Origin of the sequence: Amycolatopsis albispora, from assembly GCF_003312875.1 — a bacterium.
Lineage (GTDB): Bacteria > Actinomycetota > Actinomycetes > Mycobacteriales > Pseudonocardiaceae > Amycolatopsis > Amycolatopsis albispora.
On sequence record NZ_CP015163.1, the window covers coordinates 2,860,968 to 2,884,471 of the forward strand.

23 protein-coding genes are annotated in these 23,504 nt (G+C 69.6%); 9 read left to right on the forward strand and 14 right to left on the reverse strand.

The window, feature by feature from the left end; all coding sequences use genetic code 11:
- Window positions 1–9 precede the first annotated feature (9 nt).
- Window positions 10–771 (forward strand): glycosyltransferase, encoded by a 762-nt coding sequence (locus tag A4R43_RS13295; RefSeq protein WP_236808964.1) that lies wholly within the window; start codon window positions 10–12, stop codon window positions 769–771.
- Window positions 772–878: 107 nt separating this feature from the next.
- Here A4R43_RS13295 and A4R43_RS13300 read toward each other — a convergent pair whose 3' ends face one another.
- The 7 genes from A4R43_RS13300 to A4R43_RS13330 all read right to left on the reverse strand — a co-directional run bounded on the left by A4R43_RS13300 (window position 879) and on the right by A4R43_RS13330 (window position 7,430).
- Entirely contained in the window at window positions 879–1,658 is a 780-nt protein-coding gene (locus tag A4R43_RS13300) for a nucleotidyltransferase domain-containing protein (RefSeq protein WP_113697554.1), read from the reverse strand.
- Entirely contained in the window at window positions 1,655–2,281 is a 627-nt protein-coding gene (locus A4R43_RS13305) for a hypothetical protein (RefSeq protein WP_113692627.1), read from the reverse strand. Before A4R43_RS13305 ends, A4R43_RS13300 begins: the two co-directional genes overlap by 4 nt.
- 48 nt (window positions 2,282–2,329) lie before the next feature.
- On the reverse strand, window positions 2,330–3,442 hold the full coding sequence (locus A4R43_RS13310; RefSeq protein WP_236808965.1) for a hypothetical protein: 1,113 nt from the start codon (window positions 3,440–3,442) through the stop codon (window positions 2,330–2,332).
- Between the two features lie 178 nt (window positions 3,443–3,620).
- A complete protein-coding gene (locus A4R43_RS13315; RefSeq protein WP_113692628.1) occupies window positions 3,621–4,211 on the reverse strand; it encodes a GTP-binding protein in 591 nt (196 codons plus the stop codon).
- Entirely contained in the window at window positions 4,192–4,563 is a 372-nt protein-coding gene (locus A4R43_RS13320; protein WP_113692629.1) for a DUF742 domain-containing protein, read from the reverse strand. Before A4R43_RS13320 ends, A4R43_RS13315 begins: the two co-directional genes overlap by 20 nt.
- Window positions 4,560–4,985, reverse strand: coding sequence for a roadblock/LC7 domain-containing protein (locus A4R43_RS13325; RefSeq protein ID WP_113692630.1), 426 nt, complete (start codon window positions 4,983–4,985; stop codon window positions 4,560–4,562). The genes A4R43_RS13320 and A4R43_RS13325 overlap by 4 nt, the downstream gene beginning before the upstream one ends.
- A 48-nt stretch (window positions 4,986–5,033) precedes the next feature.
- A complete protein-coding gene (locus tag A4R43_RS13330) occupies window positions 5,034–7,430 on the reverse strand; it encodes a sensor histidine kinase (RefSeq protein ID WP_113692631.1) in 2,397 nt (798 codons plus the stop codon).
- Between the two features lie 465 nt (window positions 7,431–7,895).
- Between A4R43_RS13330 and A4R43_RS13335 the strand changes: the two genes are divergently transcribed.
- Window positions 7,896–9,371, forward strand: a complete 1,476-nt coding sequence (locus A4R43_RS13335; RefSeq protein ID WP_113692632.1) for an SLC13 family permease — start codon at window positions 7,896–7,898, stop codon at window positions 9,369–9,371.
- Window positions 9,368–10,567: a glycerate kinase family protein gene (locus tag A4R43_RS13340; RefSeq protein ID WP_113692633.1), complete on the forward strand. Its 1,200-nt coding sequence runs from the start codon at window positions 9,368–9,370 to the stop codon at window positions 10,565–10,567. Before A4R43_RS13335 ends, A4R43_RS13340 begins: the two co-directional genes overlap by 4 nt.
- A gap of 61 nt (window positions 10,568–10,628) precedes the next feature.
- Here A4R43_RS13340 and A4R43_RS13345 read toward each other — a convergent pair whose 3' ends face one another.
- A complete protein-coding gene (locus A4R43_RS13345) occupies window positions 10,629–11,771 on the reverse strand; it encodes a DUF222 domain-containing protein (protein ID WP_236808966.1) in 1,143 nt (380 codons plus the stop codon).
- Window positions 11,772–11,931: 160 nt separating this feature from the next.
- Here A4R43_RS13345 and A4R43_RS13350 point away from each other — a divergent pair, with 160 nt between their 5' ends.
- The gene (locus A4R43_RS13350; protein WP_113692635.1) at window positions 11,932–13,098 is read left to right on the forward strand and encodes a metallophosphoesterase; all 1,167 of its coding nucleotides are present in this window, start codon (window positions 11,932–11,934) and stop codon (window positions 13,096–13,098) included.
- On the opposite strand, the gene A4R43_RS13355 is transcribed toward A4R43_RS13350, so the two are convergent.
- On the reverse strand, window positions 13,088–14,095 hold the full coding sequence (locus A4R43_RS13355; protein ID WP_113692636.1) for a zinc-dependent alcohol dehydrogenase: 1,008 nt from the start codon (window positions 14,093–14,095) through the stop codon (window positions 13,088–13,090). The genes A4R43_RS13350 and A4R43_RS13355 overlap by 11 nt on opposite strands.
- 89 nt (window positions 14,096–14,184) lie before the next feature.
- On the opposite strand from A4R43_RS13355, the gene A4R43_RS13360 reads away from it, so the two are divergent.
- A complete protein-coding gene (locus A4R43_RS13360; RefSeq protein ID WP_113692637.1) occupies window positions 14,185–15,903 on the forward strand; it encodes an IlvD/Edd family dehydratase in 1,719 nt (572 codons plus the stop codon).
- Window positions 15,904–15,915: 12 nt separating this feature from the next.
- Window positions 15,916–17,154 (forward strand): GDSL-type esterase/lipase family protein, encoded by a 1,239-nt coding sequence (locus A4R43_RS13365; protein ID WP_113692638.1) that lies wholly within the window; start codon window positions 15,916–15,918, stop codon window positions 17,152–17,154.
- A gap of 9 nt (window positions 17,155–17,163) precedes the next feature.
- On the opposite strand, the gene A4R43_RS13370 is transcribed toward A4R43_RS13365, so the two are convergent.
- A complete protein-coding gene (locus A4R43_RS13370; RefSeq protein WP_113692639.1) occupies window positions 17,164–17,868 on the reverse strand; it encodes a TetR/AcrR family transcriptional regulator in 705 nt (234 codons plus the stop codon).
- 107 nt (window positions 17,869–17,975) lie between these two features.
- On the opposite strand from A4R43_RS13370, the gene A4R43_RS13375 reads away from it, so the two are divergent.
- Both A4R43_RS13375 and A4R43_RS42710 read left to right on the forward strand, forming a co-directional pair.
- Complete coding sequence (locus tag A4R43_RS13375) at window positions 17,976–18,755, forward strand: sigma-70 family RNA polymerase sigma factor (protein ID WP_236808967.1); 780 nt, start codon at window positions 17,976–17,978, stop codon at window positions 18,753–18,755.
- Entirely contained in the window at window positions 18,752–18,931 is a 180-nt protein-coding gene (locus A4R43_RS42710) for a hypothetical protein (RefSeq protein ID WP_162788456.1), read from the forward strand. Before A4R43_RS13375 ends, A4R43_RS42710 begins: the two co-directional genes overlap by 4 nt.
- Here the strand turns inward: A4R43_RS42710 and A4R43_RS13380 are convergent.
- On the reverse strand, window positions 18,914–19,726 hold the full coding sequence (locus A4R43_RS13380; protein WP_113692641.1) for an alpha/beta fold hydrolase: 813 nt from the start codon (window positions 19,724–19,726) through the stop codon (window positions 18,914–18,916). The genes A4R43_RS42710 and A4R43_RS13380 overlap by 18 nt on opposite strands.
- A gap of 190 nt (window positions 19,727–19,916) precedes the next feature.
- Here A4R43_RS13380 and A4R43_RS13385 point away from each other — a divergent pair, with 190 nt between their 5' ends.
- Window positions 19,917–20,750: a poly(ethylene terephthalate) hydrolase family protein gene (locus A4R43_RS13385; protein ID WP_113692642.1), complete on the forward strand. Its 834-nt coding sequence runs from the start codon at window positions 19,917–19,919 to the stop codon at window positions 20,748–20,750.
- Here A4R43_RS13385 and A4R43_RS13390 read toward each other — a convergent pair.
- Genes A4R43_RS13390 through A4R43_RS13400 form a run of 3 tightly spaced genes read right to left on the reverse strand, consistent with a single transcriptional unit; the run spans window position 20,747 to window position 23,400 of the window.
- Window positions 20,747–21,085, reverse strand: a complete 339-nt coding sequence (locus tag A4R43_RS13390) for a DUF6191 domain-containing protein (protein WP_113692643.1) — start codon at window positions 21,083–21,085, stop codon at window positions 20,747–20,749. The genes A4R43_RS13385 and A4R43_RS13390 overlap by 4 nt on opposite strands.
- 36 nt (window positions 21,086–21,121) lie before the next feature.
- Window positions 21,122–21,577: a GNAT family N-acetyltransferase gene (locus A4R43_RS13395; protein ID WP_113692644.1), complete on the reverse strand. Its 456-nt coding sequence runs from the start codon at window positions 21,575–21,577 to the stop codon at window positions 21,122–21,124.
- A 2-nt stretch (window positions 21,578–21,579) separates the two neighbouring features.
- Window positions 21,580–23,400, reverse strand: coding sequence for a hypothetical protein (locus A4R43_RS13400; RefSeq protein ID WP_113692645.1), 1,821 nt, complete (start codon window positions 23,398–23,400; stop codon window positions 21,580–21,582).
- Window positions 23,401–23,504 lie beyond the last annotated feature (104 nt).

The window sequence follows — 23,504 nt, forward strand, 5'->3', positions numbered from 1 at the left end:
AGTTCAGGCGTGCACACCGGAGTCGAGCGAGGGCTGGTCAGCGTGATCACGCCGGTCCACCCGCCCAGCCTGGCCCATCTGGACGAGACCTACCGTTCCCTGGCGGCGCAGGAGCTTCCGGCGGGCTGGTCGTGGGAATGGCTGGTGCAGGCCGACGGGGACGGCGACCTGCTCACCGGGCGCCTGCCCGACGATCCGCGCGTGCGCCCCGGGCACAACCGCAAAGGCGGCCCCGGTGTCACACGCACGATGGCGGCCGGCCGCGCCCGCGGTGAACTGGTGAAGAACCTCGACGCCGACGACCTCCTGCTGCCGGGCGCGCTCGCCAGGGAGATCACCGCACTGGCCGACGAGTCGCTCGGCTGGACCACGTGCAAAGCGCTCGACCTGCTCCCGGACGGCAGCCACGCCGCTTTCGACGACGACCCGGCCGAGGGCGTGCTCGCGCCGGGCAGCGTGCTCCGGCACTGGCGGACGCACAACCACCGCCCGCCGGTCCACGGCACCACCCTGTGCCTCCGGCGCGACCTGCTCCTGATGTTGGGCGGCTGGTCCCCTTTGCCCGCTTCGGAGGACACCGGCCTCCTGCTGGCCGCGAACGCCGTGGCGCCCGGGTACTTCATCGCCACCCCGGGCCTGCTCTACCGGAAGTGGCCGGGGCAGGTCACCCAGTCCCCCGCCCACACCGACCCGGACGAGCAGCGGATCCGCATGCACCTGATCGGCTCCCGAGCCGAGGCACTCCTGGCGAGGTTCACCAGCAACCGGTAACAATCCCCCGCCCCGGAACGACGGTCAGGACACCGCGCTGGAGCGCACCGCGGTCAACCCGCCCCGATTCGCTGTACTCACCGCAAAACGGGGCGGGCCTCCGGAACTCAGCTCAACTTCTCCCGCCACCGGCCGTAAGCGGCAACAAGGTCAGCGTCCTCCACCCGCGCCATCACCTCGTCAAGGTAATACCGGTACAACTCGCGCAATTCGGGCGCGATCTCCGCCCCGACCGCCAGCGGCTCCCCCGCACGCACCCCCGCGGCCACCCCGACCAGCGACTTCCCCGGCGCCCCTTGCCGCGCCAGGTACCACTCGATCGCCTCGTCGTTCGTCGCCGCGCGGCCGCCGGACTCCATGGCGCTGTACAGGAAACGCACCGGGAACAACACAGCCTTCGTGAACCACACCGCATCCGAAAGCAGACGGCGCGGCTGGTGGAACTCCGCGACCACCTCGTCAGTAGCGAGCACACCGACCGCGAACCGCGCGCTCTCCAGCGCCAACTCCGCGGCCTCCGGACGAGCCACCTTGCTTTCGACCGAAACGCCGGTCAGCAACCGGCTGCGGTCAGCCAACTGAAGCCGATCCAGCGCGGGAAAACGCCCGTCGTCTCGGCCTTCGCTCAACGCGCCCAGCGAGGCCCAGAAAACCGAGAGCTTCCCGTACATCCCGCCGCGCCCACGCAGTTCCTCGGACACCGCATCGACGGTCTCACGATCGCCGTCCCGCGAATCCGCGAGCACCAGCGCGAGGTCGATGTCGCTCACTGCGGGCGAAAACCCGCCGTACGCAAGGCTTCCCAGCAAATAGACGGCAGTCAGCCGGTCTCCGAACGCCTCCTGGAACGCACGAGCGCTTTCGGCAGCGACGGCCTCAGCCGTCACGCCGCGGTGTCCCGGCGCGCGCACTCGGCGATGCGGTCGGACACCACGCCGATCACCTGCCACGCGCGGTCCAGCACGGTGATCAGCTCGTCCACCGTCCAATCGGAACGCTCACGCAGCAGGCGGTACCCCATCTCGAGGTGCTCCACGTCCGCTTCGTCGTGCAGTTCGAAGTACGGGTCGTCCGGGAACGCCTTCGTACCAGCCTGGCTGAGCACCAGGCTGCCCGCTTCGAGCGCGAGGTGCGCGAGCACCGCCCGCTGCACGCTCGGCAGGATCGCGAACTGGTCGACGAACCACGACGCACCCGACTCGATGACCGGGTCCCACACCAGGCGCCTGTCCTCCGCGCGGGTCCTGGCCAGGATCTTGTCGTGCCCGATCTCCTCCTCCTGGTGCTCCAGGGCGAGCGCGCGCAGCTCGGGGTCGGACTCGAAGGTGACGCGGGCGCTGATCATCCGCTGGAAGGCGTTCGACCAGGGCTGCAGGTAGGTCAGCACCGCCTTCTTCGTCGGCTCGGCGGTGTTCTCGTCGGCCAGCAGGCGGATCAGCTCGGACGACGCGTACTCCTGTTGCCGCTGCTCGTTGTAACGGGCGATGCGGTCCACGTCCTGGGTGCTCACGGTCGGCTCCTTCCGGTGGCGGTAAGCATGATCATCTTCCCGGTGCGGCTACGCGAGATCAACCGGCGAAAGCCGCCGGGCGGCGGAGGTTTCGAACACCGGGAGCCGGAAGTACGTGGTGATGTCACCACGCCGCCCGGATGCCCGGTAGCTGACCAGCTCCAGCAATCCCCGGCTGTCCTCGAGGGCACCTGGCGCCAGCGAAGCGGCCAGCGCGCGGAACCGGGCGGGATCCACGCCTTCACCGGCGAGCAGCGCGGCGGTGCGGTCCACCGCTTCCTGGTCGTCGGCGGCCAGGTCGGACAGCCGGAGATAGGTGGTGCACTCGTCGGCTCCGTCCACACCAGACCGGAACGCGAGGCAGCTCAGCGCCGCGTCACCGGCGTCGGCACGGGAACCAGCGAGCGTGCGGTAGGCGGCCAGCGCGCTCCCGGTGTCGTGCCGCAGTGCCGTCGAGGCAATCCGGTTCACCTCGGCGAGGTCGGCGCCGTGGTTGCGGTAGTAGATCTTCACGCGGGCGTCCGCCTCACCGGCGAGGTCGACCGCGAAGAACTCGATTTCCCTTTTCCCGTCGGCGTTTTCCACCCGGGCACGAGCGTTTTCCCAGGCGGCGGCCATGCCCAGCCGGGCCATCGCCTCGTCCACCGCGGCGTACCGCTCGTCCTCCGGCCATTCGTACAGCCCGAAGTAGGTCTTGTGGACCAGCCGCGACGGCGGACGCCAGGCCACCGAGTGCCACAGCGGCGCCGACGACGGCCTGCCCGCCTCCGGCGTGAAGAACCGGTGGATGCCCTCGCGAACATCCCCCTGCGCCGCGGCGGAAATCAGGCTGTGCCCGTGTTGCACGTCGTCCAAGCAGTCGAACAGCACCCGCAGCTCGGGCTGCCCGCTCGACCAGTTCACCGACATCTCGGCCGGGAACCCGTCTCCCGCAACGTAAGAAGGCTTGTCCGGCGTGGACCCGATCACGTCGGCCGACCACGCGGGCAGCGCCGCGCCGAGCAGCCGCGTGGTCCAGGCAGCCTGGTCCGGCGGCACTTCGAGCGCCTCGCACGCCGTCGCCCAAGCTCCACACAGGAACGCGCCGAACAACCGGCCGCGTGCTGGATAGCTCCCGTTTTCCCTTGCCTGATCACACAACCACGGCGAGCCATTGACCACGCGCCAAAGAGTAGCAGTCAGGTGAGAATTCAACTGATCAACTGCACCCGGCTGGTCCAACCAATTGCGCCGTGTGGGTTGACAACACAGTGTTCAACCCCGCACCGACACGAAGTGTCACCGGAGGCCGTTGCGAAATCCAGGTGAACCACCAGCGCTTCCCTTGCCGCACAACGGATCAAGCTGGTACTGGCAGGACCGTCATCGCGTGCTTCACCAAGCGGATCAACGCGAGTTTGCTCGAGTCACGGTCGCGAGCATCACACATCACGATCGGCACCCGGTCCGGCACCACCAGCGCCTCGCGGATCTCCTCCGCGGCGTACCGGGGTGCCGCGTCGAAGCAGTTCACCGCGACGATGAACGGGATCTTCCGGCGCTCGAAGAAGTCGATCGCGGCGAAGCTGGTCTCCAGCCGCCGGGTGTCGACCAGCACGATGGTGCCGATCGCGCCGCGCGCCAGGTCGTCCCACATGAACCAGAAGCGCGCCTGCCCCGGCGTGCCGAACAGGTAGAGCACGTGCCGCGGCGAGATGGTGATCCGGCCGAAGTCGAGCGCGACCGTGGTGGTGTGCTTGCGCTCCACACCGGACAGGTCGTCCACGCCGGCGCTCGCCTCGGTCAGCACCTCCTCGGTGGTCAGCGGCGGGATTTCGCTGACCGAGCCGACCATCGTGGTCTTCCCGGCACCGAACCCGCCAGCGACGATGATCTTGACCGGGGTCGGGACGTTGTCCGCCGCGGAGCCGTCAGTACTTGATGAGGCCATCGAGAACCGCCTGGAGAGTTTCGAGGTTCGGCGCCTGCGCCGGGTGGTGGGTGGGGGAACGGGTGATCACCAGACCGCGCTCGATCAGGTCGCCGCACAGCACGCGGACCACCCCGAGCGGGATCTTCACGTACACCGCGATCTCGGCGATGGACACCGGATTGCGGCACAGCCGGACGATCGCCTGGTGCTCGGGGCCGAGCCCGGCCGGTTCCTGCTCCTGCCGCAGGGTCATCACCTGCGTGGACAGGTCCAGCTGGGCGGTCTCGGCGGGGGTGCGGCCGCTGGTGATCGTGTATGGCCGGACCAGCGGCCCGGCGGCCTCGTCATACCAGCCGTCCTCCCCGCTCACGTGGCCTCCCGGAGGGCGTGCGCGGCTTCACGGGGAGCGGAGGTGAGGTAGTCGCCGACGCGCTTGACCAGCCTGCTCATCTCGTAGGCGATCATCTCCACGTCGACGTTCTCCCCCGCCAGCACGGCGAGGCAGGCACCCTGACCGGCCGCGGAGACGAACAGGTAACCGAGTTCCATCTCGATCATGTTCTGCAGCACCGCGCCGCGGGCGAACTGCTTGCTCACCCCCTTGGCCAGGCTCTGCAGGCTCGACGCGATGGCCGACAGCTGGTCCGAGTCGTCCTTGCTCATGCCTGCCGACTTGCCGATGAGCAGGCCGTCAGCGGACAGCACGATGGCGTTCTGCGCGCCGACGACCCGGTTCACCACGTCGTCGAGCAGCCAGTTGAGATCGGGTTTGGCGTTCCCGTACTCGTTCATGCGGATAGACCTTGACTTTCCTATGTGGACTTCGTGTGCTGTCGCGGACTACGAATCGGCGTCCCCGTCGCGGCCGCGACGGGTGCCCTTGTGGAACGCGGCGAGGGTGCGCGCGGTGCCCTCACCCGGTGCCACCGACTGCTGGACGTCGTCGTCCGGTTCGTGCTCGAGCTGGGCGACGAGGTTCTGCTGCGGCTCGCGCCGGGGCAGCCGCGGGCGGTCGTCGGCCACCGGCGGCTCGGGCGGCGGCTCCGGTGGGGCCGCGTGCTTGGCCTCGGTGAACACCAACGGGGTGCCGGATTCGGGGGTGTGCGCGCGTGCCGGGTACGGCCTCGGCTTCACCTCTCGCTTCAGCGGGATCTGGTCGGTGAACGAGCTGGGCGTGTTCATCGTCGGAGCGGAGCTTTCCTGTGCCTGGACCGGTGACGCCGGAGCGCCGACTGACGCGAGGACCCCGTTGTCCTCCTGCGACGCGAATTCCGCTTCGCCGTGGTGGTCCGTCTCCTTCCCGGCCAGGTGCTGGCTGGGGATGAGCACGGTGGCGCGGAGGCCGCCGTACCGCGACGGATCGAAGGTGACGGTGATGCCGAGCTTGCTCGCCAGCCGCGCGACCACGAACAGGCCGAGACTGGAGTCGGCCCGCAGGGCCATCGCGTCGAATTCGGGCGCCTCGGCCATCATCTCGTTGGCCCACTGGCGGACGCCGTCCTTCATGCCGAGGCCCTGGTCGGACACGTCCACCACCACACCGCGGGCGACCAGGCGGCTGGTCACCTCGACCGGGGAACCGGGCGGGGAGAACGAGGTCGCGTTGTCGACCAGCTCGGCGATCAGGTGAATGGTGTCGGCCACCGCGACGCCGACGATGGCGACGTCGGCGACCTGCTCGACCTGGACCCGCGCGTACTGCTCGGTCTCCGAGATCGCGGCGCGCAGCACCTCCATCAGCGGCACCGGCTTGCGCCAGCGGCGGCCCGGCTGCTTGCCGCCGAGAATGATCAGGTTCTCGGTGGTGCGGCGGGCGCGGGCGGCGAGGTGGTCGAGCTGGAACAACGAGGCCAGCTGCGTCGAGTTCTCCTCGCGGCTTTCCATCTCGTCGAGGATCTGCAGCTGCTGGTGGACCAGGACCTGGTTGCGGTGGGCGATGCCGAGGAACACGTTGTGCACACCGCTGCGGGCCTTGGCCTCGCTCGCCGCCGCGTTGACCGCGGTGAGCTGGGCGGCGTTGAACGCCTCCGCCACCTGGCCGATCTCGTCGCGACCGTGGTCGAGCTGCGGGAGTTCCTGTTTCAGGTCAACGGGTTCGCCGTCCTTCAGCCGGCCGACGATGCGCGGCAGGCGGTTGCGGGCGAGGTCGAGCGCGTCGTCGCGCAGGCGGGCGAGGCGGGTCATCAGCGTGCGGTCGACGAGCGAGCGGGACACCCGCACCGCGACGATGATCGCCGCCAGCGAGGCCAGCAGCGCCAGGATGCTGCCGATGATGGCGTTGCGCAGCTGGGCGTCACCGGAGTCGATCGCGGCCGCGGACACCTTGTCCGCCTGCTTGATGGCGAGGTCGTTGAGGCTGTTCGCGACCTGGCTCGCGGCGCTCTGCCAGTCCGCTTCGGACACCGGCAGGTTGTTCGCCTGCGCGCCCGCCCAGGGGCCGCGCTTGACCAGCGCCTCCTCGGCGTTCGCGAGCTGGTCCCACGCCGGGCTCGCGGTCAGCGCCTGGTACTGGGCACGGACCTCGGGGTCGAGGAACGGCTCGATCTGGCTCAGCTGCGTGCGGTAGGCGCCGGACAGCTGGGTGAACTGGACGAAGTCGTCGGGGTCGAAGGCCTTGGCCGCGAAGGCGGTCGAGACAAGCGAGGTTTCCCGCGACATCAGGTCGCCCGCGCGGAACACGATGGTCGCCGTGACGCCACCGTGCGCAGCTTCGGCGTCGGGCACCACGCGGGCCTGCGTGTCGAACAGGTTCGACGCCGCGTCCAGCACGCCGTTGTAGTAGTCGTTGACCTGCCCGCGGTCGATGCTGCGGAAGTTGATCTGCGAGCGCAGCACCGGCAACTGCTCGAACTGGCTCTTCAGCCCATTCACCTTGGTGGCGATCTCGTCGGGCGCGCTGGAGATGGTGGAATCGAAGGCGGCCTGCAGCGCGGAAAGCTTCTCGTCGGTGGCGCGCTGCTGGTCCTGCAGCCGCGCCTGCCCGACCGACGGATTGTCCAGGTACTGCAAGGCTGTCTGGCGTTCCTGCTGGAACGCGGCCAGTGCGGTAGCGGCCGGAATGGACACCTCACGCACCGACGCGGCGACCAGGCGCACGTAGAGACCGTTGATGAAGAAGTACGAAGACAGCGCGGTCCACAGCACCAGCAGCGTCACGCTGGGGATGAGAACGGTCCGGGTCAGCCGCTTCCGGATCGACTTGTCGTACGGCTTGTCGGCGTCATCTTTGTTCTGCACGGGGGTTCACGAACTCCTGAGTGACGGTCGGCGAAAGCTTGTGGAGATCTGGCAGAGGAAGCAGGACCGTCGAAGGAACCGTTGGGATCGCTGGATCCCTGGGCTCATCGCCACCAGTGCTCGCCTCACCCTCCGTGTTGCCGCGGAACAGATCAGGATCCGTTTTTTACCACGACTCACCCGAACGCGGTTGCCCCCGCCCACCCGACTGTGTGCTGCGTCCCCATGATCAACTACCGGCTACCGAGCGCATCCGGGCAACTACCCACGTTTCTCGAGGTACGAGCGTTAGCCACCGAACACCACCGGATGCACTGGGCCGAACGGGTGAACGTAAAAATTTCCCGTAGCCTGGGAGCAGCGGGTTCGGCGCGTGCGTCCCCAGTGGACACGACGACCGCCCGATGAGGATTCGCTCATCCGCGTTTCACCGCCGGTTCAGCCTCCGGCCACATTCTCGACGGCATGCTCAAGATCGCGGCGCGTGCCGAACCGGCCGGGCCCACCGCCGCACCCGTACCGCGCTGGCCGTTCGGCCTGGCAGGGGCCGCGGTCGTACTGACCGCACTGCACTTTTCCCTGCCCGGGCCCGGTTCCGGCCTGCCCGAGGCAGGCCGGACCACCCTGGTCGTTTTCGCCGGTGCCACGCTGTTCTGGCTGTTCGGCCGGAATGACACGTATGTCGGCTTCGCCGCTTTGCTCGCGCTGATCCTGCTCGGAGTGCTGGACGCCGACCAGGTTTTCGCCGCGCTCGGCGGGGACACGGTGTGGTTGCTGATTTCGGCATTCGTGCTGGCAGCGGGGATCTCGGCGACCGGACTGCCGGCCCGGGCCGCGATCACGTTGTGCACCAGGGCGGGTCGGCCAAGAACGCTGTTCCACCTGGTCACCGCGTGGCTGGTGCTCACGGCTTTCGCCATCCCGGCCACCTCGGGCCGCGCCGCGCTGGCGCTGCCGGTGTTCCTCGCACTGGCACAGGCATTCCGCGACCGCCCGGCGCTGGTCCGAGCACTGGCCCTGCTGATGCCGACGGTCATCCTGCTGTCCGCGGCGGCCACGCTGACCGGTGCGGGAGCCCACCTGATCACCGTCGAAATCCTCGCCGGGTCGACCGGTTCCGGCATCTCGTTTGGACAGTGGCTGCTGCTCGGCGTGCCCATCGCTGTGCTGACCAGCCATCTCGCGGCCGAGTTGGTGCTACTGCTGATGACGCGACGAGCCGACCGGCGGCAACCGTTGCTTGTGGACCCTCGCCATCTCGCCGAGGAGGCGGGCGTTGAACTCGGGCGCTTGAACCTGGTGCAACTCCGCGCATTGGCGGTGCTCGCCCTCGTAGTCACCCTGTGGTGCACGGAGTCTTGGCACGGCCTTTCAGCGGCGCTGGTGGCACTCGCCGGGGCGGTGCTGATCACCGTGCCGAAGGCAGGCACGGTGGCGCTCGACTCCGCATTGTCTTCGGTTCCGTGGTCGCTGCTGCTGTTCATGGTGGCCACCACCGCACTCGGGTCGGCGCTGAACCAGTCCGGCGCGGCGCAGTGGCTCGCGGAGGCGGCAATGGGCCACCACACGGGCAACGCGTTCGTGGTGCTCGCGGGGATCGTGGGCGTCAGCGTCGCCGCGCACCTGGTGCTGCAGTCGCGTTCGGCGCGATCGTCGGTACTGGTCCCCTTGATCCTGCCGCTGGCGGCGGTTTCCGGGCTGAACCCGGTCGCCGCGGCGTTCGCCTCGACGGTGGCGGCGGGCTTCTGCCACACACTGCCCGCCTCGGCCAAGCCGGTGGCGTTGTTCAGCGGAATCTCCACCGTGCCCACCTATCACCGGAGCGATCTGCTGAAGCTCTCGGTGCTGCTCGGCCCGCTCGTCGCGGGACTCGTCCTGTTGTTCGCCACGGCCGTCTGGCCGCGGCTCGGCCTGCCGCTCTACCTCCAGGAGATGAAATGACCACGCCCCTGCGTCTGGTGATCGCCCCGAGCGGGTTCAAGGAGTCCTTGTCCGCCGAAGCGGTGGCGGACGCCATCGCCACCGGGGTCCGGCGCGTGGCACCCACCGCGTTGCTCGACACCGTGCCCCTCGTGGACGGCGGCGAAGGCTCGGCCCGCACACTCGCCGAGAGCACCGGCGGCAAGCTGGTTCCGGTGACGGTGACCGGACCGGTCAGTGCTCCGGTGACCGCGCCGCTGGCACTGCTGGGCGGACCGGGACCACGCACCGCGGTGGTCGAGATGGCGGCCGCCGCCGGGTTGCGGCTGGTCCCGGCCGACCAGCGGGATCCAGGGCGCACCACTACGTACGGGGTCGGCGAGCTGATCCGGTCCGCTTTGGACCTCGGCTGCGCCCGCATCCTCATCGGCTGTGGTGACTCCGGGACCTGCGACGGTGGGGCGGGCGCGCTGACCGCGCTGGGCGCCAGGATCACCGGGCGCAACGGCAGCCCCCTGCCACTCGGCGGGTATGCGCTCAAGGACGCAACGGCCTTGGACACGAGCAGGCTGGACCCGCGCCTTCGCGACACCGAACTGATCGTGGCCTGCAACCCGTGCAACGTGCTCACCGGCGACTGCGGTGTCGCCACCGTGTTCGGACCGCAGAAGGGCGCCACACCGGCCCAGGTCGACGCCCTCGCAGCGGCGATGTCCCGCTGGGCCGACCTGCTCGAAACATCCAGCGGCCTCGACCTGCGGCTCGCCCCGGGCAGCGGCGCGTCCGGTGGCTTGGGCGCTGGCCTGGCGGGTGCGCTGGGCGCAAAGCTGCGGTCGCGGTTCGAGGTCCTGCTCGACCAGTTCGATCTGAACGCGCGCATCAGCGCCGCCGACCTGGTGATCACCGCCGAGGGCACCATCGACGCCCAGACCGTGCGCGGCAAGGTGCCCGGCGAGGTGGCGAGACTGGCAAAACGCCACCATGTTCCGGTCATCGCCCTCGCCGGCACCATCGGCGCCGGCGCCGAGACCACCCGTAGCGCCGGGATCGACGCGTTCAGCGGCATTCTCGCCACCCCCAGCACTCTGGCCGACGCCATCCGAGACGCCGACGCCCTGCTCACCGACGCCACCGAACGCGCACTGCGCCTCATCATGGTCGGCACGCACTTGACACCGGCGGCCGAGCACGCCGACGCACGCGGACTACCGGCGTAAGCCGGACATTCCGACGCTGACGGTCCGGGGTGTCGGCGCCAGCGGCCCCTACGGCTCAGCGCTATGGTCTCAGCGCCTCCGGCCTGCTCGTGTAGGTCTGGCCGGCCGGCGTCTTGATCGTCAAGGTGGCGTCGGGGTCGACGGCGTGGTGCCAGCCGGGCACGTCGCGGAGCCGGTGGCAGGCCCGGCACAACCCGACCAGCGTCGCCGGCCCGGTCGGACAGCCGTTCTTCCAACCCTTGCCGGTGCGGTCGCAATGGTCGAGGTCGCTGAACTGCGCGGGCCGAGTACACCCGGGACGACGGCATTCGCGATCCCGCACCCGCACCAGCTCGGCCAACCCGGCTTTGGGCCGGTATCTTCGCCGCCCCAACTCCATCACCTGCCCGCTTACCGGGTCGGTGATGATCCGCTGGAACACGGTTTTCGTTCCGGAAGCGATGTGGCGAGCCAGCGACGCGGGGATCGGACCGTGCCCGGCCAGCTGAGCCGGACTCTCACGCAACCCGGCGTAGGTCAACGCGTCCAGGTACAAATACACGTGCGCCTTGACCTCACCACCGAACTGCTTACCCAACAACATATCCAGTGCCACATCAGCTCGAAGCTGAGCCAACGTGCGAGTATCCCCGCCGTTCCTCAACCGACGGGCTTGCTGATCCACGCACACATACGCCGCAACCGCCTTCTCGACCGACGCGTTGTCCAAGAACAACCCTGCGATCCCGGAAGCCTTGTGGCGCAATCCAAATGAGCGGTCCTCTTGCTGCTTGCGAACCCGCTCTTCGAGGCCCTCCGGATCGGCCCGCGCGACCGCCGCGTTGGCCGACCGTCGCGCCTGCGTGGGATTCTTCCCGGACAGCCGACCAGCCATCACCTCGTCAACCACGGCTGCCTTCTCGCCGACCAGCCAAGCGGCCGCATCGTGCACCGCCACCGCCGAAGCCATTGGCACGGCGCCACTTTCCACCATGCCCAGCACGACAGGAAAGTGATCCACCAGCCCCTCGGCGTGATTGATCAGCGCGTGCGCCTTGAACTTCGTCAGGCACAACGCCATCGCCAACTCCTCGGCCACCCCACGCCTCACCGGAGACGCACGGACGAACGAGGCCACCTGCCGTGCCAGCCGCCCTTCAAGCCGGGCGATCTCGGCGGCAGTGGATTTCATCGCGAGGAGAATCTCCTCAAGAGGATCAGACACCTCACCAAGGTAGCAAACACACGTTCGACACCCGGAATAAAAGCCCGAGTTATCCACAACTCGCCAGTCTATCCACAGCCAAACACAATAATTTGACTTTGCACCAACAAGGACTGGAGCGAGATCGCGTTCTCTCACCGCACGCGGGTAACGTGGGGTCATGACGCAAACTCAGCAGCCGACGCCACCTCGGCAGCAGCGGCGTGGGCGGCGGCCCGGCGTGTTCGCCGGTGTTGTGGTGCTCGCGCTGCTGCTGTTGTTCGGAGTGCCGTGGGCCACCGTGGTGTTGCCGTGGTCCGCCCCCGTGGTGGTGGCCGGGACCGTCCTGTTCGGAGCCGCCGCGCTGGCGTTCCCCGTACTGATGTTCCTCGGCCACGCGCGCGGCCGCGACTGGGCAGCACGCCTGGCCGACACCACGCTCGGTGTGGTCTGGGTACTCTTCGCCTGGTCGGTGCTCAGCCTGGTGGCCAGGGTCACGCTACTTGGCGTGGCCGAACCACAGCGTTCACGGATCATCGCGGTCCTGGTGCTTGTGATCAGCCTCGTACTGGTCGGCTACGGCGTACGCGAGGCGATGAGGGTGCCGCGGATCCGCCGCCTCGACGTGACCCTCCCCCGGCTCGGCCCTGGCCTTGACGGCACGACGGTGGCACTGCTGACCGACACGCACTTCGGGCCGCTCGACCGGACGCGCTGGTCGCGACGCACCGCCGCCGCGGTGAACGAGCTGACCCCGGACATCGTCGTGCATGCCGGCGACATCGCCGACGGCACGGTCGAGCAGCGGCGGGCGCAGGTCGCGCCGCTGGGCACGATCACCGCAAGCCTGGCGCGCGTGTACTCGACCGGCAACCACGAGTACTTCGGCGAAGCGCAGGCGTGGCTCGACCACCTCACCTCACTCGGCTGGGAAGCCCTGCACAACCGGCACATCACCGTCGGACGCGGCGGAGACAGCCTGGTGGTGGCCGGGATCGACGACGCCACGGCCCTCGCCTCCGGTCTCGACGGACACGGTGCCGAACTGGACAAAGCGCTCGACGGTGCACCCGCCGACACCCCGGTCCTCCTGCTCGCGCACCAGCCCAAGCAGATCGCCGAGACCGCGGGCCGGGTCGACCTGCAGTTGTCCGGCCACACGCATGGTGGCCAGATCTGGCCGTTCCACTACCTGGTCCGCACCGACCAGCCGGTGCTGCACGGCCTGTCCCAGCACGGCCCGACCCAGCTGTACACCAGCCGCGGCGCGGGGTTCTGGGGTCCGCCGCTGCGTGTGTTCGCGCCGAGTGAGATCACCTTGCTTACCCTGCGCTCGGTCAAAGCCTAGGGTCGACGTGGATCTTCGGAGCGGGCCCGAAGGCGTGCTCGCCAGCGAGCACGGCACCGACTTCACCAAGCCCGACCGTCGCCGCGACCAGCGGTTTCGGATCGACGGTTCCCTCGGCGTACGCGGTGATGGTGTCGTCCAGCCCCGGAGACGCCGAAAGAATGCCCGTGGCGGTGACGTCCTTGAGTACCAGCGCGCGGGTGTCGATTCGGCTCGGCTGCCCGGACAGTCCTATGTAGACAACTCGCCCGCTGGGTTCGACGAGGTCGACGGCCAGCGCGGGCAGTTGCTCGGCGTTGGCCGCGTCGACCACCGCGTCGAACGGCAGATCCGGCAGTTCGTCCCGTGTCCAGGTGTGCGTGAAGTCGAGGCTACGCGCGAATTCGAGCGACTCGGCGGTGTGGCCCAGCAGGTGGACCTCAGCGTCCGCCGCCCGCAGGAAAAGCGCCGTCAGCAGGCCGATCGTGCCTGGCCCCATGACAAGCACGCGATCACCGGGACCAGCGCCGGTCGCGCGTGCCGCCCGCAGCGCGTTGCCGCCCGGTTCCACCAGCGCCCCGAGCACGGCGTCCACGGAGTCCGGCAGCGCGTGCAGCGACCAGGCCGGAACGGCGATCCGCTCGGCCAGCGCCCCTGGACGGCCGTCGCGGATGCCGACCTCCTGTCGGTTCTCGCAGACGTGCTGGCGGCCCCGGCGGCAACGGCGGCAGGTTCGGTCACCGAGCATCGTGTCGCCCATGACCCGGCGACCGAGCCAACCGGGATCGACGCCCTCCCCCAGTTCCGACACCGTGCCCGCCCATTCGTGCCCGAGGCGCATCGGGTACGACGAATGCCCCTGGTGCAGGTAGGCCATCTCGCCGGTGAAGAACTCGGCATCGGTGCCGCACACCCCAGCACGCTCGACGTCGACCACCACTTCACCTGAAACCGCTTGCGGCGCGGGCACTTCCCGCACCTCGTACACCCCGGGGCCGGTGAGCACGAAAGCCCGCATGATCCTTGAGCGCGGCGAGCCAACCTGCGTATCGTTCATCAGGTTCCGAACACTAGATCAACGACCCGACTAGTGGAAGGCGGTCCGCCTTGCCTGAACGGAAGCTTCGCAGCGGACAGTGGTACGACGGACAAGACCGGAACGCCTACATCCACCGCGCCTGGATGCGCCGCGGCGTACCGGGTGACGCCTTCGGCCGGCCGCAGATCGCCATCGCCAACACCGCCTCCGACCTGACGCCGTGCAACGCGCACCTGTCCGAAGTGGCCGCGTCGGTGAAGAACGGGATCTACGAAGCGGGCGGCGTCCCGCTGGAACTACCCGTGGTGTCGCTGGGCGAGACGCAGGTCCGGCCGACCGCGATGCTGTGGCGCAACATGGCCGCGATGGCCACCGAGGAGATGCTGCGCGCCAACCCGCTCGACGGGGTCGTGTTGCTCGGTGGCTGCGACAAGACCATCCCGTCGCTGCTGATGGCCGCCGCTTCGGTGGACCTGCCCGCGGTCGTCGTGCCCGGCGGACCGATGCTCACCGGCACCTTCCGCGGCACCCCGCTGGGCTGCGGCACCGACGTGTGGCGGCTGTCGGAGGAAGTCCGTGCGGGCACCCTCTCGCAGGAGCAGTTCACCCGCTCCGAATCGGCGATGATCCGCAGCCGCGGACACTGCAATACCATGGGCACCGCGTCAACCATGGCGCTGGTCGCCGAAGCGCTCGGCACGGTGATACCGGGGCTGGCGGGCACACCGGCACCGGACAGCCGCCTGCTGGAAGCCGCCCACGCGACCGGCCGCCTGGCGGTCGACCTGGTCGCCGCGGACCGCCGGCCGAGCACCTTTCTCACCGCGAACTCGTTCCGCAACGCGATCGTCGCGCTGGCCGCGATCGGCGGGTCGACCAACGCCGTGGTCCACCTGCTGGCCATCGCCGGGCGGCTTGGCGTGGAGTTATCCCTCGACGACTTCGACCGGATCGGCTCCTCCGTGCCGGTCCTGGTCGACCTGCTGCCAGCCGGCCGGTTCCTGATGGAAGACTTCCACCGCGCCGGCGGCCTGCTCGCCGTGCTGCGCGAAGTCCGCGACCTGCTCGACCCCGACGCGCTGACCATCACCGGCCAACCGCTGGTGTCCTACCTCGACGACGCGCCGATCTGGGACCCCGAAGTCATCCGCACCCGCGCCGAACCTCTCGTCACCGAAGGCGGGATCGCCGTGCTGCGCGGAAGCCTCGCGCCGGACGGTGCGTTGATCAAACCGGCGGCCGCCTCACCCGAACTGCTGCGTCACCGCGGTCGGGCCGTGGTGTTCGACTCCATTGAGGACTTCCACGCGCGTATCGACGACCCGGAGCTCGACGTGGACGCCGATTCGGTGCTGGTACTGCGTGGCTGCGGGCCCAAGGGTTATCCGGGAATGCCCGAAGTGTCCAACATGCCGCTGCCCCGGAAACTGCTGGAACAAGGCGTTCGCGACATGGTGCGCGTGTGCGACGGCCGGATGAGCGGAACGGCCTACGGCACCGTCGTGCTCCACGTCGCGCCCGAGGCCGCCGCCAGTGGTCCGCTCGCGCTCGTCCGCACCGGTGACGTCATCAGCCTCGACGTACCCGCCCGCCGCATCGACGTCGAGGTGACCGAAGAGGAACTGGCGGCCCGGACGCCCAGCGAGGCGACCGTCGCCGGGTATGCGAATCCGCGTCGTGGCTGGGAACGGCTCTACGTCGACCACGTGCTCCAGGCCGACACCGGCGCGGACCTGGACTTTCTGCTCGGTTCCAGCGGCTCCGAGGTCAGCCGCGAGTCCCACTGAAAGGTGTGTGCGATGAGGCGTTCCGGAAGGCTGGCGGCGCTGGCCGCCGCCGTGGTCCTGCTGGCAGGACTGCTGATGGGCTCGGCGCCCGCAACCCAGCCGCAGCGTTCCCCGTGGTTCACCTCGTGGGCGCAGTCGCAGCAGGGTCTCGCCGGGAAGACGTTGGACAACCAGTCCGTCCGGATGGTCACGCGCCTGAGTCAGGGCGGTGACGCGCTGCGGATCCGCGTGCAGAACACCTTCGGCAAGACCCCACTGACCGTTGACCGCGCGACGGCGGGTCTCAGCGGCCCCGGCGCTTCGGTCACCGGCGCGCGGCCGCTGACCTTCCACGGGCAGCCGTCGGTGACCATCCCGCCCGGCGGTGAGGTGTGGAGCGACGACACCGCGCTGGCCACCCGGCCGGACACCGACGTCAGCATCAGCATGTACGTGGCGGGCACGGTCGTTCCCGGGCAGCACGAGTCCGCGTTCCGCCAGAACTACCTCACCGCGCCCGGCGCCGGCGACCACACCGCGGACAGCACCGGCGCCGCGTACACCGAAACCGTCACGTCGACCTACCTGGTCAGCGCGATCGACGTGCGGAACAGGGCGCTGCGCGGCACGGTCGTCGCCTACGGCAGTTCGGTGGTCGACGGCGTCGGCAGCACCAACTGCGGTCCCGGCTGTACCGAACTGGGGACCAACCGACGCTGGACCGACGACCTCGCGCGCCGCGTCGTCGCCGAGGGACCTCGGGGCGTGACCATCGCCAACGCGGGGATCAGTGGCACCACCAGTTCGGCGGCATGCCCCGGCACCCCCGGCCGGGTCGCGGGCCTCGACGCGCTTTCCCGGCTGGACCGCGACGTGCTCGCGCTGCACGGCGTCACCGGCGTCATCTACTACTACGGCACCAACGATCTGGCCTTCGGCTGCACGGCCGAGCAGATCCTGGACAGCTACCGGCAGGTCTTTCAGCGCCTGCGCGACGCCGGGATCGACGTGTACGTCACGCCGATCACCTCGCGCCCCGGGTACACCGACGCGCAGAACCTCCACCGGCACGCGGTGGGCACGTTCACCAAGCGCTGGAACAACTGCTCCGGGACCTGCGACGCCGTGGTCGACTTCGATCAGGTGCTCAAGGATCCCTTGCACCCCAACGGAATCTACCCCGCGTACGACACGGGCGACGGCGTGCACGCCAACATCGCCGGGCAGCAGGCCATCGCGGACTTCATCCCGGTGCCGCTCTTGGTTCCCTGAGCCCGGCGCTCAGCCCGGCTCCGGTCGCGCGCTGGGAAAAGCCAGGTCGGGCATGGCCAGTGGTGCACCGGGATCGAGTTCGACACCGCCCGCGCGGAGGGTGTCGTCGACGATCCGCCACACCCAGCGCGCGAGCAGCCCGGCGAACTCGGCGTGTTCGAGCCCTCGCGTGTCCTTGAGCCACTGGGCGGTGCTGGCGTCGACGAGCCCGACCACGCTGAACGCGGCGGGCGCGGCGACGCGGGTGTCCAGCCCGAAAGCCGCGAGGTAGTGCTCGAACAACACGGTCAGGTGCTCGCCGATGGTGCTTTTGACATCGTTGACGGCATCCGGCCCGGACAGCGACAGCCTGCTCAGATACCGGTAGAGGTGCCAGTTCTCGGACAGCCACCGGATGTGCGCGTCGACCGCGGTACTGATCATTTGCGCCGGTGAACCGTGCAGATCCCACAATGGCGCGAGTTCGGTGTTGATCAATTCCACGGCGCGCGCCGCGATGGCGCGGTGGATATCGGTGGCGTCGGTGAAATGCTTGTACAACCGCGTCCGCGCGACCCCGGCTTCTTCCGCGATGCGCTCGGTGGACAGGTCCGGCCCGTGCTCCCTGATCGCCCGCAATGCGGCCTCGACGAACTCGCGGCGACGACGTTCCCGCTGGCCAGCCCAGCGCGCGGCTCGGCCGTCCGTGCGGCCGGAGGACGCCGAAGCAGGCATACCCACAGTTTACTGGCCATCAACTGCCTAATACGACCGTGTACCTGATACATTCTTGTACTCGTTACCGCGGGACCGGCCGAATTGGGGAGAAGGAGGCCGATGCGTTGCCGAATGCTGTTCGAGGGGACCTGACCGAGCTGACCGACACCGCGCTGCTCGACGCGGTGCGCGCCGGTGACCTGACCGCCTACGGAGTGCTGTTCGAACGGCACGCCGACCCGGCGCGGCAGTTCGCGCGGCGCTGGGCGGGCAGCGCCGCCGAGGCGCACGAGCTGGTCGCCGAGGGGTTCGCCCGCGTGCTCGCCGCCCTCCGCGCCGGCGCCGGTCCGCGTGAGCACCTGCGGCCCTACCTGCTGGTCACCATGCGTCATCTGGCTATCACCTGGCGGCGGACGCGGGCCAGGGTCGAGCTGTACGGCACCACTCCGGAGGCCGGGCCCGACGTCACCGCGCCCCGTCTGGACGAGATCGTGCTGCGCCGGTGGAACACCCAGCTGGCCCGCTCGGCCTTCCAGCGCCTGCCGCCGCGCTGGCGGCTGGTGCTCTGGCACACCGAGATCGAATCGGCGCCGGCCGTGGACCTCGCTTCGACGCTCGGCATCTCCCCGAACGGAGTCGCCGCGCTCGCGAAGCGCGCCCGTGAAGGACTGCGCAAGGCCTATCTCCAGGAGCAGGTCCCCGAATCGGGTGAGCTGGGCTGCCGGGCACCCCGGCACCAGATGGGCACGTGGATCCGCGGTGGACTGTCGTGCCACCGGGCGCAGCGCATCGAAGACCACGTCGCCGGCTGCGCGGACTGCCGGACCGTCGCCACCCGGCTCGCCGAATCCAACGGCGAGCTCACGCCGCCACCCAAACCTCCGAGGCATACGAGATCCAGATGAGTGAAGGAACCGAGATGGAGACCGCACCCGAGACGCAGGACGACACCTGGCTGGCCGAGCAGGCGCAGGAAGCGCTGAGCGCGATCGCCAGCCTCCACGACGAGGCGATCGCTACGCTCAGCCCACGCGACACCGGCTGGTTCGACACCGAACCGGAGTCACCCGCGCAGTCCTGAGTGGTCCTGGAGGAAGCGCTCCAGCAGCGGGTTCACCTGCTCCGGGTGGGTCAGTGCCGGGGTGTGCGCGGCACCGGCGATGACCTGGACCGCGCCGGCGCCCGGTAGCCTGGCGGCCAGCAGCTCCATCCGGTCGCGTGGGAGCGACACGTCCTCCGAACCCCAGATCAGCAACGCCGGGCAGGTGATCTCGGCGAGCCGGTCCGACACGTCGTCGCGCTCGAGCAGGCACCGCGTCGTGGTGCCCAGCGGCAGGGCGGCCTGGTCGCGCCAGCGCTGCCGCCACCGCGCCGCGTGCTGCCCGTCGCCGAGGAGCTGGGCCGACAGCGGCACCAGAAGTTCGTCGACCGGACCGGCTTCGCGGAGCGCGGCGAACATGCCCTCGTACCCAGTGCGGTCGGCGTCGTCGAGCGCGGTCGCTTCGGTGTCGGCCAGTACCAGCGCCCGTACCCGCTCGGGCGCGAGCAGTGCCAGGCGCAGGGCGACGAACCCGCCCTGCGAGATGCCGCCGACCACCGCGGACTCCAGGCCGAGGTGGTCCATCAGGCCGATCAGGTCGCGCGCGAGGTCCCAGTAGGTCATCCGCTCGTCGCGGCCGGGGGTGTCGCCGTGGGCCGGGGCGTCCCAGCAGATGAGGCGGCACCGTGGCGCGAGCGCCTCCACTTGCGGCGCGAACACCGTGCGGTCGAGGAAGTAGCCGTGCCCGAGCAGCACCGGCGGGCCGTCGCCACCGGAATCGAAGTAACGCAGCTCGTGCCCGTTCACCTTCACTGACGACGTCGGCAGTTCACTCATGGTCGCGATCGTCCCACGATCGTGGTCGCGTCCGGGTGACGCCATGCCGACGCCGGCGTCCTGTCAGTCCACTGAGGACACTCGCACGGTTATCGGCAATTTCGCCGGTCCGCCGCCGCTTCGCTGGCCGGGTGCGGAGCGCGGTCGCCACAATTCGGCACGGCCGCACTCCCTCGACCCGGAGAACACCATGCGATTGCGCACAGTTCTGCTCGGCCTGCTCACCACCGCCCTGGTCACCACCGGTTCCACGACGGCCGCCGCGGAACCACCGTCGGTGCTCGGCGGCTCCGGCCCGTACTCCGCCGGTTACGAGACCACCTTCCGGCTGCCCGACCACACCATCTACCGCCCGGAGACCCTGCCCGCCGGGGTGAAGCTGCCGATCGTGGCCTGGGGCAACGGCGCCTGCCGCGCGGACGGCACCTGGTTCGAGAACATCCTCACCGAATGGGCCTCGCACGGTTTCCTGGTGATCGCGAACGGCAGGCCGGGCGGGTTCGGCTCCACCGACTCGGACATGCTGATCGAGTCGATCGACTGGGCCATCGCGGAGAACAGCCGCTTCGGCAGCAAGTACCGCGGCCGGATCGACACCACCAAGGTCGCCGTGATGGGCCAGTCCTGCGGTGGCATCGAGACCTATGAGGTGGCGGACGACCCGCAGATCACCACGACCGTGCTGTGGAACAGCGGGCTGCTCAGCGACAGCCAGAACTACCTGTTGCAGCGGTTGCACGCACCGATCGCCTATTTCATCGGCGGCCCGAGCGATATCGCCTATCCGAACGCGATGGACGACTGGCAGCGGCTGCCCGCCGGGCTGCCCGCGTTCATGGGCAATCTGGACGTCGGCCACTTCGGCACCTTCGACCAGCCGAACGGCGGTGAGTTCGGCCGCGTCGGCGGGCACTGGCTGAAGTGGCGGCTCAAAGGCGACCAGGCGAGCCGCGCCCAGTTCGTGGGCCCGAACTGCGGACTGTGCGCCACCGAATGGGACGTGATGAGCAAGAACCTGACCTAGTCCCGGTTCCGCGGCGGCGGCAGCACCAAGTCGGCCACGCCGCGCTCGAGATCGATCCGGCTGCGCGGGGGCGCGTTGTCGCCTGCCTCCTCGCGGAGCAGGGACTGCGACTTCCGCTCGTCCAGTTCCGCCCGGCGCGAGCCGGAGAAGAACGCGTGTAGTTCGTCGACGCCGGTCGCGGTCAGCGGAGCGCGACCGGCGGCGCGGCGACGGCGGCGCCACGGCAGCAGGCCGCGGTCGCCGACCCAGCGCCCGAACCGCTCGACCGCGGCGAGCAGCACCAGCAGGCAGACCAGCCCGGGGATGGACAGCGCGAACAGCACTCCGAGGGTCACACCGCAACAACCGCGCCGGTGGCCGCGGAGTTCCCGTCAGAGGGTCCTGGTCATGAAAACGCTGTGCGGGTCCAGCCGGTACTCGCCAAACGGTTCGCAGTAGGTGAAGCCGAACTTCTCGTACAGCTTCCGCGCGGGCCGGAAGAACTCGGCGGAGCCGGTTTCCAGGCTGATCCGGGAGAACCGCATCCGCCGCGCCTCCGCCAGGATGTGGTCCAGCAGGAACGACGCGACCCCGCCGCGTTTGCGCGTGGTGCTGGTGCGCATCGACTTCAGTTCCGCGTGCTCGGTGTCGAGCGCCTTGATGGCGCCGCAGCCGACCAGCGCGTCGTCGTCGTAGACCGACCAGAAGGTCACGTCCGGCTTCCGGAGATCGTCGAGGTCCAGCGCGTGCTTGCTCTCCAGCGGCGTCAGCGACCGCATTTCGCTGACGTGCTCGGCGAGGAACTCGGCGATCTCCGGGCCGAACAGGTCATCAACGACGATCTTCATGCCTAGACGGTAGACCGGGCGCGTGCCGGGCGGACACCGGCGGCGGCGGTGTACAGCCAGCCGAACAGCACCCACATGCCGCCGAAGATCAGGCCGACCACCACGTAGGCGACCGTCCACAGCACGGCCGGGGTCTCGCTCTTGCGCTCGCGCTGCAGGAACTCGATCTCCGACATGAACGGCCGCGAGCCGGAGACCGCCTCGATCGCGGGCGCGCCGGCGGCCGCGTCGTCCGGGGCGTACACCGGTGCCAGCGCCAGCATGCGGTTCGCGGTGTGCAACCGGAACCCGCTCTTCCACGCGCCGTAGACCGGCAGCGGCTCGGCCGTGCGGTACACACCCTCGCCGACCTGCTCCAGCGGCTTGGTGAAGAAGTCGCCGCCCTGCCAGGAAAAGCCGTTCAGCCAGAGCGCGTCCGAAGCGAGCGCGGGATCGCTGATGCGGACCTCGGCGTTGACCCAGCGCGGCTCACCACCGCCGTGCGGCGCGGACACCGGCAGCCCGGTGGTCGACTCGCTCAGCGCGATCTCCGCGGTCAGCCCGGCAGGCGGGTCCTGCGGCACCACAACCACAGCCATCAGCGCGACCGCGCCCAGCGCACCGGCCAGCCCAGCGGCGTGCCGCACGCGCCGCTCCGGTGAACCGGCGACCGGCCCTTCCGGCGCGGCGATGCTCTCCGCCTGCTGGTACTGCCAGGCCCCGACCAGGCAGCCCGCGACCGACGCGGCCACCCCGAAGCCGAGGAACAGCGGCAGGTGCGAGGCGGGCCACGGGTTCGGCATCAGCCACTGGGAGAACGCCCATTCGCCGAGCATGCCGACCGTGCCGGCGCCGATCCCGGCCAGCACCGCGCGCCGGTGGACCCCCGCCCGGCCCGCGAGCAGCACGACCACCTCGATGACCACGGCCTCGGCGACGTACGGCAGGAGCGACGCGACGTGCAGGTCGTCGGCGAACGGGATGACGGCGAAGAGCAGGCGGCTGCCCAGGAACACCGCGAGCACGATCAGCGTGCCGCCCGGCCCCCAGCTCAGCCGCCCGTAGAGCAGGGTCCACCCGCCGATCAGGCCGACCAGCACGACCTGGGAAAGCATCGGGAACTGCGGCACCCCGAGGTCGAACTCCATCAGGAACGCCGAAGCACCCATCATCCACGCACCGGCGAGCAGCGGGCCGAGCAACCGGACCAGCGGCCCGCTCGCGCCGACCTGCCGCGCTTCGGCGAGCAGCAGCTGCAGGCCGATCACCACGCCGATGCCCCCGCCGATCATCAGCACGTGGGTGGGGCCCCATTCGGTGACGTCCTGCCCGAACAACCGGTGCCACACGTCGTCCAGCGGAAACCCGGCGACGCCGACCAGGCCGGTGGCCATCATCTGCACGCTGCCCATCGGCACCCGCCAGTGCGGGCCGATCGGGAAGGTGCGCGCGGGCAGCTTGCCCTTGGCCAGCCCGGCGCTGAGCACGCCGCTGGCGAAGATGCCCATCAGGCCGAAGTAGATCGGGTAGTGCGACGGGTTGGCCAGCGGGCCCTCGTCGCGGCCCAGTTCCATGTGGATCGGCACGTCCCAGTACACGCCGATCAGCGCGGAGAGCCCGGACAGCCCGGCGAGGAACATCGGCAGCGCCGCCCAGCGGGGCAGGCCGGACCGTGTGGCCGCCCAGTCGGCGAGCCGCCCGGCCGCGGTGCGCTTGCCCGCCCGCTCGCGCAGCACAAAAACGGCGAGTGGCAGGAAGACGACGAAGAACATCAGCCCGGCGATGGCGATCTGGCCGAGCTCGGCACCACCGGCTGGCGGACTGGTCGGCTGTGCGAGGTTCACTGCTGGTCCTCCGGCGGACGATCTATGTGTTACCTCGGGTAACAGTTACTGGAAATAGCATGTTACCGTTGGTCACACGTAAAGTCGAGCCGGGTGGAGGAAGT